We start from the raw sequence: 12,230 nt of genomic DNA on the forward strand, positions 1-12,230 counted from the left end.
ATGGCCCAGGGCGCGAAGGACAAGACGGGAGGATTGGCCGGGGTGGTGGCGGGGGATTCCGCGATTTGCACCTGCGGACTGGAAGGCAAAGGCCTCAATTATCGCGGCTATCCCATCGAGGAATTGGCGGCGCAGGCAAGCTTCGAAGAGGTCGCGTGGTTATTGACCCGCGGGGAATTGCCCAAGCCCATCGAGTTGGAAACCTACCGCATGTCCCTTTCCCTCCTGCGCCGCATTCCCGACGCGCTGAAGAAAGTCCTGGAACTCATTCCCGCTTCCTCGCATCCCATGGACGTGTTGCGCACGGGAACCTCCTTCCTGGGCAATCTGGAACCCGAGAACGGCGACCGTCCCGTAATGCATACCGTCGATCGCCTGCTCGCTACCTTGGGATCGATCCTCGCCTATTGGTGGAATTACCATCGTGACGGGAAAGGTCCCGATCTGGAAACGCCGGAGGAGACGGTGGCCGGGCATTTCCTGCGGTTATTGTTGGGCCGAGCGCCCGCGGAAGACGAGCTTCGTTGCCTGGACGTATCCTTGATACTGTACGCCGAACATGAGTTCAACGCCTCCACCTTCACCTCGCGCATCATCGCGAGCACGCTCTCCGATTACCATTCCGCCATCACCGGAGCCATCGGGGCCCTGCGCGGTCCTTTGCACGGCGGGGCCAATGAAGCGGCCATGGAATTGATCGAAAGCTTCCCGGACCCGGACGCCGCGGAAGCCGGCGTGCGGAAAAGGTTGGCCGAGAAGAAGCTGATCATGGGATTCGGGCACCGGGTGTACTCGATTTCCGATCCGCGTTCGGATATCATCAAGCCCTGGGCCCTGCGCTTGTCCCGGCGCCCCGGCGCCGACGCATCGCTTTTCCCGCGCGCCGAACGAATCGAAAAGGTCATGTGGGCCGAGCGCAAGCTATTCCCCAACCTCGATTTCTACAGCGCGCTCGCCTACCATTATTGCGGCATCCCCACGCCGCTTTTCACGCCTCTGTTCGTACTCGCGCGGACCGCCGGATGGTCGGCGCATATCATGGAACAGCGCGCCCATAACAAGATCATCCGCCCCGCGAGCAATTACATAGGCCCGGAAACGCGCGCCTTCGTGCCTCTGGCGCAGCGATCCTAGGAGAACCATGTCCGCTCCCATCAGCAACGAAAAACGCCCGGCCGATGCCGCCCTGCTGGCCATAGCCGATTACGCCCATGGCTTCGCGGTACCCGGAGGCGAGGCCCTGGATACGGCCGCCCTTTGCCTGGCCGATAGCCTGGGTTGCGCCATGCTGGCCCTCGGCTTCCCCGCCTGCGCCAAGATGCTGGGTCCGGTGGTGCCGGGAATCCACGTGGAAGACGGGGCGCGCGTGCCCGGGACGGGATACGTGCTCGACCCGGTCGCGGCGGCATTCAATCTCGGGACCCTTATCCGTTGGCTGGATTACAACGATACCTGGCTGGCGAAAGAGTGGGGGCATCCTTCGGACAACTTGGGCGGCATCCTGGCGGTAGCCGATTGGAAGAGCCGGGTCGCGTTAAAGTCCGGCCAGGCGCCCTTCACCATCGCCGACGTGCTACGCGCCGCCGTGAAAGCCCACGAGATCCAAGGCGTGCTCGCCCTGGAGAACGCCTTCAACCGGGTAGGATTGGATCATGTCCTCTCCGTGCGGGTGGCTTCCGCCGCGGTGATCGCCACGATGCTAGGGGGCACCCGCGACCAGGTCCTGGCGGCCGTGTCGCATGCCTTTATCGACGGCGGCGCCTTGCGGACCTACCGCCACGCCCCCAACACGGGATCGCGCAAGTCCTGGGCCGCCGGCGACGCCACCGCGCGCGGAGCCTGGCTGGCCTTTATGGCCTTGCGGGGGGAGATGGGTTATCCTTCCGCCCTCACTGCGCCGCAATGGGGTTTCGATGACGTGATCTTGCGCGGTAAGCCGCTTGCGCTGGCGCGGCCGCTGGGAACCTATGTCATGGAAAACGTTCTCTTTAAGGTTTCCTTTCCGGCCGAATTCCATGCCCAGACCGCCGTGGAAGCGGCCCTCCGCCTGCATCCCCAAGTGAAGGATCGCCTGGACGCGATCGCGCGCGTGGAAATCGGCACCCAGGAGCCGGCCCTGCGCATCATCGACAAGGCCGGTCCCCTGCACAACCCGGCCGATCGCGATCATTGCCTCCAATACATGGCCGCCATCGGCCTGATCAAGGGGTCCCTCGCGGCCGAGGACTATTCCGATTCCACGGCAGCCGATCCGCGCATCGATGCCTTGCGGGCCAAGATGGTATGCCGCGAGGAAACCGCATACACCCGGGACTACTTGGATCCCTCCAAGCGATCCATCGCTAACGACCTCAAGATCTTTTTCGCGGACGGGGGCGCCACCGAAAAGGTGGTGGTGGAATACCCTCTGGGCCATAAGCGGCGCAGGCAGGAGTCGATCCCGCACCTGTTCGCCAAGTTGGAAGCGAACCTGGCGACGCGATTCGCGAAGGAGCGTGTCGCAGGGCTGCTGGGCCTTTTCCGGGACGGTGAACGCCTCGGGAGGATGACCGTGCCGGAATTCATGGGGCTTTTCCTGCCGTAAATGCCGCGAGCCCCATTCTGCCGGGTGCTTTGGCGCCTCGCCCGGTACGGGTTTTCGGTTCCCCTTTCGTAGATTTCCTCCCCATGGAATCGAGTTTCGACGTCGTCGTCATCGGCGGAGGGCATGCCGGCATCGAGGCGGCCCACGCGGCCGCCCGCATGGGCGCGCGCACGGCGATGGTCTCCATGGACGTCGCCGCCATCGGACGCATGTCCTGCAATCCGGCCATCGGCGGGGTGGCCAAGGGCCAGCTCGTACGCGATCTGGATGCGCTCGGCGGCTTGATGGGGGTGGTCGCCGACGTGGCGGGCATCCAATTCCGCATGCTCAACCTATCCAAGGGCCCGGCCGTCTGGGGCCCGCGCGCGCAAATGGACATGGAGCTTTACGCCGATACCATGCAAGACCGCTTGCGCGCGACTCCCAACCTGTCGCTCCTCGACGGCGAACTGGAATCGTTCCAGCGTACTCCCGACGGCGGTTTCGATCTGGACTTCGGGCCGCGCGGAACCCTGCGCTGCCGCTCCCTCATCATCACCTCCGGAACCTTTCTCGGCGCCGTCATGCATACCGGCATGACGCAAACCAAGGGCGGCAGGGTGGGGGAGGCCGCCGCCGATCGCCTCTCTTCCGCCATCCGAGGTCTCGGAATACGTACCCGCCGCCTTAAGACCGGCACCCCGGCGCGCCTGGCGGCGGATTCCATCGACTACCAGGCCGTGGAGATCCAGCATGGCGACCCCGAGCCATGGTCCTTTTCGTTCCGGACCGAAGCTCCGGTCAAGAACCATGCCACCTGCTGGATCACGCATACCAATCTGGAGACGCACTCCATCCTGCGCGACGGTTTCGATCGCAGCCCCATGTTCACCGGCGTCATCAAGGGCGTCGGCCCGCGCTATTGCCCTTCCATCGAAGACAAGATCTGCCGCTTCGCGGATAAGGATTCCCATCACCTCTTCCTCGAACCCGAAGGCCTCCGCAACGGGCGCATTTACGTGAACGGGTTTTCTTCCAGCCTACCCTCCGAGATCCAGGATCGCGCCCTACGGACCATTCCCGGACTGAAAGGCTGCCGCGTGCTGCGCTACGGCTATGCCGTGGAATACGATTCGGTGGAATCGACCCAGTTGCATCCCACCTTCGCCTGCAAGGAAGTGCCGGGGCTTTATTTCGCCGGACAGGTGAACGGGACATCGGGCTACGAGGAGGCCGCCGCGCAGGGCCTGGTGGCGGGCATCAACGCGGTCCTGGCCATCCGCGGGGAACCCCCTTTTCTGTTGGGCCGCAGCGAATCCTACATCGGCGTGCTTGCCGACGATCTGGTTTCCCTCGAGCTCGAGGAACCTTATCGCATGTTCACTTCCCGGGCCGAGTACCGGTTGCATTTGCGGCACGACAATGCCGAGGTGCGATTGGTCGATAAGGGCCGCGCCTTAGGCCTGATCGACGATGCCGCCTTCGCGAAGTACGAGGCCTGGCAGGCGCGGATGGAGTCGGCGCGGACCGCCCTCGGCCAAGCGCGCGCCTTCGGGCCGGAGGTCGATGCCTACCTGGGTGAATGCGGTTCCGCGCCCTTGGACGAGGCCACTACCGCCCTTGCCTTGTTACGTCGGCCGGATGTGGGCCTGGAAGGTTTAGCCGCCCGTCTCGGCCTGGATCTGGGCTTGGCCCGGAAGGATATGCTGCGCCTGGAAGCGGCGGAAAGATATCGCGGCTTTTGGGATCGGCAATTGAAGGAGATCGAGCGGAACAAGCGTCTGCAGGGTCTGCGCATCCCCCAGGCTTTCGATTACGCAAGGGCCCATGCCCTTTCGACGGAGGCGCGCCAGAAGCTGGCCGCCAAGCGGCCGCTTACGGTGGGCCTGGCCCAACGTATCGCCGGAGTTACCCCTGCCGACATTTCCGGGCTTATCTTCCACATCAACCAGGGCGCCAGCGGCCCGGCTTAGTCTCCCGCGTTTTCCCGCCATCAGCGGTGCGCGTTCGCTCCGGGTGTCGACGCCAAGTCGACTGCCCCGCAGGACGCCCGGCCTCCGAACGCCCGCTCCTAGGGGCCTAACGGTTACCTCTTCCATCCGGTAGACGTCGAATCCAACGAAAATTCGGCTAAGAACCCCCTCCATTATCACAGGGGATCTTAGGGTCCACGTAAAATGGTGCTTGACCTATGCGACGGGAAAATTATGTTACAAAAGTCGCATTAGCGGCGTCTCGACCTGGGAGGATTTCCATGAGCCGATTCCAATTACCGCAACGGGATTCCCTGGATAATTCAAAATTCGTCAAGCTCCTGGTCTTTTTCTGGGCCTATCTCTTGACGATGTACTTGCTGTCACTCTGGAGCTGAAATCCGGAACCTTGATCCGGCAAGGTAAATCGCCCGGATAAGAACTTCCGAAAAAGAACGTCCGGATAAGCGGAGATTAGGCCGGAGGAACCGCAGCGGTCGGTTGGACCGCTTCCGGGGAAGACGAAGACAACCGGAACACCGCTTCCTCCCCGTTCGCCATGCCCATAAGGCGCTCGACGCGGACCGGATTCTTGCGCAGCAGGGATTGCACCCGGCGGGATTCCAGGTTTTCCTTGATGGACGTGAAGAAGAACCGTTGCATCAGGCGGGCCAGCTTCCATTCGGTGCTGTCCAGGTTCACGTAGTGCTGGAAACCCTTCAGCGCGCCTACGTTGAGCCGCTTCTGTTCGGTGTCCAATTCCCAGGGATGGAAATAGACCATGGCCGGGAAGCCGCGCTGGTTCTTCTGCTCGATATAGCGATCGGTGACCTTGTACGGATATAAGCGCAGATACCCGCCGCCCGAGATGGGAATGAGGCTGTTCCCCAGCCCTAAGGTGGACATGGGGATCTCCCTCAGGCTGTTCCCGTTGGCGAACAGCAATTGATGGGGCAAGCGGTTCGGGTAGCGCGCGATGCCGTAGCGCTCGCGCTTGATGGGGAAGACGCTGGAATCGTACTCGATCCCGTACTTGGCGAGGATCTCCAGGGCCCATAGCGTCGATTCCACTATGGTGAAATTGGAAGCCCGGTGCCCGATGATGGTCTGCTTGGTCCGTTTGCCGATCGCCACCAGCGACTTCTCCAAGTCCTCCTCGAACTGAGACGGGGTCATGTTGGTCAGGAGGTTATGGTAATACCCGTGCGTGCCGATCTCATGGCCTTCGGCATCGATCATACGGACTACTTCCGGGAAATGATCGGCCACCCAGCCCAGTACGAAGAAGGTCGCCTTGGTATCGTGGGTACGGAACAGGTCGAGGATCTTGCGGACGTTGGCGACCACGCGCGTGGGTTGCAGATGCCAGGTGGAGGGCGGAACCTGTTCCTTAAGGTTATAGGCATGGAACCAGGACTCCACGTCCACGGTCATGAAATTCTTGACGGTATCCTGGGGGCGATAGAGATCCACCACCTTATCCATGTGGATCTCTTTGAGCATCTTCTGGACCCGGGGGCTGGAATTCTTGATCGCGACGCGCCCGCCGTTCTGCTTCACCCGGTGGACCAGATTGATCAAATGGCCGAGATCCTCCAAATCGAAATTCTCATCGGGATTGACCTGGATTTCCACGGTCTTCTTGGGGTTGGGATTGATTTCCTTCAGGGTGCGGCTCAGTTCATAGGGGCTGCTTCCCACCAGGATCAGCGACCGCTTGGTCTCATGCTGATGGACCTCGGTACGAAGTTCGAGTCCCTTGTCCGGCGTGAGGGCGCGGAAGTCCACCACCTTGGCCCGTTTCAGGCCTTGCAGATCGCGGTTTTCATTGCCTTCGAATTGGGGCTTTATGAACAGGTAGAGAACCGTGTTCATCGCCACCCAGGCTTCCATTTTTAGCCACGATAGGAAATTGGAGGTGGCGGAACGGTAGGCGTAGTCGAAATGCACTTTACGGACGACGCTCTCGAGGGAATCGTCATACCCGAGGATGATCTGGGCCAAACCGGTGAGGCCGGGCTTGATCCACAGGGTGCGGTCCAGGTAGTGGGGAATTTGCTTGGCGTACTGCAAGGTGAAGTACGGCCGTTCGGGGCGCGGCCCGATGAGGCTCATGTCCCCACGCAATATGTTCACGAACTGGGGCAGTTCATCGATATGCAATGCCCGCAGCCATTTGCCGATCTTGGTTACCCGCGGATCCAAACCCTTACGGGCCAACTGCGGCCCCGAAGTCTCGGCATCGATGCGCATGGAGCGGTACTTGAGGATGGTGAAAAGCTCACCGCCGTAATCGACCTGGCGGTTGGAGAGGATAAACGCACTGGTACCGCCCGCCGCAGTGGCCTCGGTCACCCTCGGCTTGAAAATCTGGTAGGGGCTAGAACGCCGATTGATCCCGATGCGCTGCTGGGAATAAAGCACGGGGCCCCGGGACTCGAGCTTTATGAGAAGCGCGACCAATGGGTAAGTGGCGACGAAAAAAAGGGTGCCTACCCAACCCACGAACAAATCCGCAAGCCTTTTGGAGACCAAGACGGCTAGGGATGGTTTCATGTAAGCGAGCTCCTAGTCCAAACTAATCCCGATTCCGAGGACGGTAAGGGGCGGGCCGAATTCAATTAACAGGGGCGGAAGCGAGCTTCCTAAATCCAACCTAAAGATAGGCGTTTGGTCAGGGAAATGTCAACAAATTCGGCAAATTCGAAGGAAACCTACCGCGCCCTGCTTGGCCGATTTCCCTCGCGATTTTTCCCGGGATGTTAGAATCATAAGTCCTTGAACCGATTGATTGCGAAATAGGCGATTTATACTTTCCTCCTTTCATATTCCGGCCCATGCCGGTCTGCCGGCCTTAACGAAGGACTTTTTTTGTTCCGAAAACCGGACCTCCCGTCTGGATTGAAGGCTGTCTGGTTCTCCCTGGTATCCCTGCTCCTGGGACCCTTTGCGCTTTGGTTTATATACCTCTCCAAACTGCGTCGGCGAAATCTGGTCAGGCAGGGTATGGCCAAACAGTTGTCGCTCGCGGCCGGTTTGGCCGTTTTTTCGGCTTTTCTGTTCTGGGCGCCGATGCATTGGACCGTGCTTCTAGCCCTGTATCTGCTCGCTGGAGCGGGCAGCGCCTGGGCCATGACCCGCAAAAAGCGGATGCGCTATTTCCCGTTGGGATTGGACGCGGATAGCAAGGCGGGCGAACGTTCGGATCCACCGGTGGAGGCCGGCCATGGCGCGGAAGGGGAATCGGCCTTTCGCCAAGTCCTGCTCGCGACCGCATTGGCGATCTATCCGCTCGTCTACATCGTGGCATTGCTCCACAACATCGGCGAATTGCAGAACTTTTCCACCCATCTTCCGAGCGACGTTTACACGGATGGCTTCCTCTGGATTTTGTACGCGACTCCCGCGGTAGTCGCCATCGGGCTTTTGGCCTGGCGGACGGGTTTTCGCCCCGGCTTGCGGGCCCTGATTTTCTTTTACGCCGGAGTGGCGGCGGTGCTGGGATGGATCATGGTTTGGGAGCGGTGCGATTTGTGGCTCGCGGCCCAAATGCCGGGTTCCTTCCGCGAGCTGATGCTATTCGGTTCGCCGGCGGACCGGACCTATCGGTCCATCGTAAAGGCCATCTTTTATGGCGGCGCCTTCATCCTGGGCGTAGCCTACCTGATCGGCTCGCGTCGCACGTCCGTTTTCGCGAAGAGGGCCGTGTTCCTCGGATTGCCGTCCTTGCTGGTGTACGCCAATATGCTCTTCGCCCTGGGCGATTGGGATTATTTCCTGGACGGCGTCCGGGAACGGGCCTTGGAATCGCATACCTATGGGCTGTATCGCGCGGCTGCCAGGGTCGAATTGGCCCACGTACCCGCCTCCCACGGGACCCCGGTTGTGCTGGACGAGTGGGCGGAACTCGAATACCAATCCGGACATCGGGACTTGGCCGTAAAGATCCTGAAAAGATTACAGGCGGTGTGCGGGCGGAAGGCTTACTTCGCCAAGCTACGCAAGCGGGCCGATGCGGAGCTGGCCGCCTTGTCCCAAGCCTCCCGGTTGGCGACGGCCCAATTGGATCTTCCCGTCATCAAGCCCGCTTCTTACCTGGATCAGGAATGGTATGCCTTGCTGTCCGCGGTGGCATTCCTCAAACCCACCTGGACGGACATGGATCTGAAGAAGCGATTGCTCGATCTCTCCAATACCGTGCAATTGCATTTGCCCAAGCTGGAGAACGTACCTGAATTGGTTCCGGCCCTGAGGCAGCTCGAAATCCCCGTAACCACCTGCTTCCTCGACGCCGCCCGCATGCGCAGCGCCCTGGCGGCGGGCCGGGTGCCCTTCATCAGCCTGTACGGGCATTGGGTCCCCATTTCCGGTTATGATCCGGGTCGCGACGGTTTCTACTACTATAGCTACACGGAAGGCGGGGGCCAGGATTGGCTGCGTAACGAGGATACGGATCTGTTCTACACGCGTCCGGGAGAGAGCTTCGGGGGCGCTGCGGAAAAAGGCCGTTCCCGCACGCTACGCCTAAGCCTGCAGAAATTCGTGCCGAGAGCCGAACTCGAGGCCCATATCATGGACATCGGCGGGGTGGGGATGATCTTGGGGGACAGCGCCATGGCCCCCCGGAACGAGAAGCTGGCCGCTTTCCTGGTGGAACAAGGCGACGTGTACTACCAGGAGCATGAGAACTATCCCGAAGCGGCGGCCGCGTATAAACGGGCGGGGGAGTTGTTCCCCTGCGATCAGGTGGATTCGCGTAAAATCTACCTGAAGCGGCGCTACCAGGAGTTCGCATCCGATACGCGCGCGTACCAGAACCTGTTCCAGGATTTCCCCCCGGTTTGGTACGCCAAGCTCGGCCCCGATGCCGCGGGGGAGCGCGCATTGGTCGGGAAGATCCTCGCCGGGAAACTGGGCACGTACCTGATGATGAACTGGTACTCCTCGCCGACGCCGGATTCTTCCGCCCAGGCCCGCGCGGAACTGGACACGGCCCTGGCGCTGTTCCGCGGCCTCCGTCGCCTCGATCCCGATGAACCCTTGTACGTCGATTCCCTGGCGGTGTTATCCTACCGAGCCGGAAATTACAAGGCCGCCGATACCCTATATGGCCGGTTGGCGGCGATGTATCCCTTGGGCAATGAAAGCGCCAGCTACCGTTGGGCGTGGACCAAACTCCAGCTGGGCCAAGTGGACGCCTTGCCGGAACTCCTGGATGGATGCAAAGGGTACGCGGGCGAGGCCAAATACCTAACCATGCGGGCCGCGGTCTGGATGGGCAAGCACCGTTGGCATTCGGCTTACGTTGCGCTGGCGCGCAGCCTGAAGCTGGACAAATCCATCGGCGAGACGCACGCCCTCATGGCCGATTGGTATAAACGCAAAGGGGATGAGAGGAACATGCTCGTCCACCAGCGTTGGCTGCGGCGGAGCTCGTGAACGGCATGATCAAGCCCAGCCCCCTCGCTCCCGCCCGCCTTGCCTCCCAGGGTTTGCCCGCCTTCGCCTATTTCCTGTTGCCCTTGGGCGGGCCGTGGGCCTTCCTGCCGTATCTGAGCCGCGCGCCTTCGCGCCTATTCCGCGTCTTCATGATCTTCGCCGCGTTGGCGCCCTTTCCCATCGCCGCATGCCTTCCCTTTAACTGGCTTTTCATAGCCCTGGTCCTGGTCGGCTGGAACCTGGCATGGAGCTTGGCCTGCATGGCAATGCTGCCCATGGATCGCGGGGCGCCGGGAGGGCCTCCGGCGGGTCGTCGCCTGCGCACGGCCCTAGGCCTTACCTTGGCCGCCTTGCCTTTGGCGGTCCTCCTGGTCAGCATGGAGCAATGGCTCTCGGATCAACTCTGGAGCTACTACTACCCGGTCAACGCCTCGGTGGACAGCATTTCCTCGGAACTGGGCGCGGTGTGGCTGAACTTCGGCCTGCTGCTTTTCTTTTCGGCCCTGCACGTGTCCCGCGAAGGGGAACGCTGGAGCATGGGCGGGCTGCTGCGCCTGGCGGGACTGGTGGGCGGAGCCCATCTCGTGGTCGATCAATTGCACATGCTCATGGTTACCATTCCCCTTTGGCAAGTGGAGGAGCTTGCCATTTTCCCGCCTTGGTTGGATCGCACGCGCCAGGTCCTTTTCTTCCTGTTATGGTTTTCCAGCGTACCGATCTTGGTGCACCATTGCTTCCGGCGCAAGCGCGCGGGGTTACCGTTCCTGGGCGATTATGCCCGGGGTCTCCTTGCGGTTGCATTGGCCATGGCCGGCCTCGCCGTGGTGACGGGACTTCCCATCAACTACGCGTTGCTGATGGGGCAACATTACGAGAAATCGGGTACCCCGATAAAAGCGATTCCTTGGTATTCGCGCGCATTGACCTGGAGCCGTTCGGACAACCTGAAATCCTACCTGCAATTCCGGGTGGCGCTGCTGCACCGCAAGACGGGAAACCTGGACGAGGCTAAGGAGGCTTTCATCCGGGTGTTGGTGAAGTACTACCATGATTCGCGCCTGCTCCTGGAAGCGCATGATTTCCGCGACAAGCTGGAAAAGCGTTCGAATTCGGCGCTGAAACGCGTGGTGATCCCCGGGGTCGAGGCGCGCACGGAATACAAGGCCGCCTATTGCGTGCCCAATTCCTTAGGGCTAGTGCTCAACCACTGGGGGGATCGCAGCGGGGCCAAACGCATCGGGGCGGAAATCACCCAACTCGATCGCGGCAGCCTCATCACCGACGAAGCCTTTTACGCCGAGTCGCGCGGCTTCGCGAACTTCGTCCTGCCGTTGCGATCGCTGGACGACATCTTCCATCTTATCGATAACGGCATACCCGTGCTGGCCTTCATCCCCGGCCACGTCATCGCGGTATTCGGATACGATCAGGCGCTGCAAACCTTGGTCACCTACGACGTGAACACCTACGATATCTGGGACGATCAGCGTTGGACCGAGTTCAGCCAGGACTGGAGCCATATGTACAACACCATGGGCATCGTGGTCCCGAAGGATAAGGTCCCGCTGCTGAAAAAGATCCTGGGCCCGGACATCGAGACCCGTAACGAAGCCTATCTCCAATTCCTGCTCGCGCGCATCGACGACGACGATATCGGCCGCCGCGCCCTGCACCTGGGCCGCTCGGCCGGCCACGGCTTCTTCTTCGCCGATTGGGAATACGAAAACCTGATCGGCAAGCGCCCCATCCCGGCCGTTCCCGATTCGGTCATCTCGGGATTCCTGTTGGGCCATGAGGTGTTCGAAAGCCAGATCCTCGAATACCTGCAAAGCCTCTATCAGCGGGACGACTACGCCCAGGCGATCGCTTTTATCGAGCGCTACCGGAAGGAGAACCGGCTCTCGGCGGGCATGGCCACCCTACTGGCCGGGTGCTACTACCAGATGGGCTCGGACGCCAAGGCCGCCGAAGTGCTTTTGGGATATATCGATCTCGACGAACAGGAACCCGTGACCCTGGAGTTCCTGCTCGGCCAGGATTACGTTCAGAACGATCCCGAGGCGGCGCGGCGCATCGCCCTCAAGCTGCTGGAATCGGAGGATCGCATCCCGGGATCGGCCGCCAGCGTGGCGTTCTGGACCTGGCGCAAGCATACCGTGGTCGACTTCCGGAACATCGATGAGGCCCTCGCCATCATGGAAGGCTACCTGGTGAAATGGAACCCTTACGATCGACGGGCCATCTCCGAGTTGCTG

At 61.2% G+C, this 12,230-nt stretch carries 6 protein-coding genes; 5 read left to right on the top strand and 1 reads right to left on the bottom strand.

Annotated features, from left to right (window positions below):
- The 3 genes from JF616_16605 to mnmG all read left to right on the top strand — a co-directional run bounded on the left by JF616_16605 (position 1) and on the right by mnmG (position 4,536).
- On the top strand, positions 1–1,134 hold the full coding sequence (locus JF616_16605; protein MBW8889378.1) for a 2-methylcitrate synthase: 1,134 nt from the start codon (positions 1–3) through the stop codon (positions 1,132–1,134).
- 7 nt (positions 1,135–1,141) lie between these two features.
- Positions 1,142–2,584 carry a bifunctional 2-methylcitrate dehydratase/aconitate hydratase gene (locus JF616_16610; protein ID MBW8889379.1) on the top strand — a complete coding sequence of 481 codons (1,443 nt, stop codon included), beginning with the start codon at positions 1,142–1,144 and terminating at the stop codon, positions 2,582–2,584.
- Between the two features lie 83 nt (positions 2,585–2,667).
- On the top strand, positions 2,668–4,536 hold the full coding sequence (mnmG, locus tag JF616_16615) for a tRNA uridine-5-carboxymethylaminomethyl(34) synthesis enzyme MnmG (GenBank protein ID MBW8889380.1): 1,869 nt from the start codon (positions 2,668–2,670) through the stop codon (positions 4,534–4,536).
- A gap of 474 nt (positions 4,537–5,010) precedes the next feature.
- Here the strand turns inward: mnmG and JF616_16620 are convergent, their stop codons facing one another.
- Entirely contained in the window at positions 5,011–7,092 is a 2,082-nt protein-coding gene (locus JF616_16620; protein MBW8889381.1) for a sugar transferase, read from the bottom strand.
- A gap of 450 nt (positions 7,093–7,542) precedes the next feature.
- On the opposite strand from JF616_16620, the gene JF616_16625 reads away from it, so the two are divergent.
- Both JF616_16625 and JF616_16630 read left to right on the top strand, forming a co-directional pair.
- Positions 7,543–9,975 carry a hypothetical protein gene (locus JF616_16625; protein ID MBW8889382.1) on the top strand — a complete coding sequence of 811 codons (2,433 nt, stop codon included), beginning with the start codon at positions 7,543–7,545 and terminating at the stop codon, positions 9,973–9,975.
- 5 nt (positions 9,976–9,980) lie between these two features.
- Positions 9,981–12,230 (top strand): hypothetical protein (locus JF616_16630; protein MBW8889383.1); only part of this gene is annotated, 2,250 nt, incomplete at its 3' end.

The organism is Fibrobacterota bacterium (assembly GCA_019509785.1).
Taxonomy (GTDB): Bacteria; Fibrobacterota; Fibrobacteria; order UBA11236; family UBA11236; genus Chersky-265.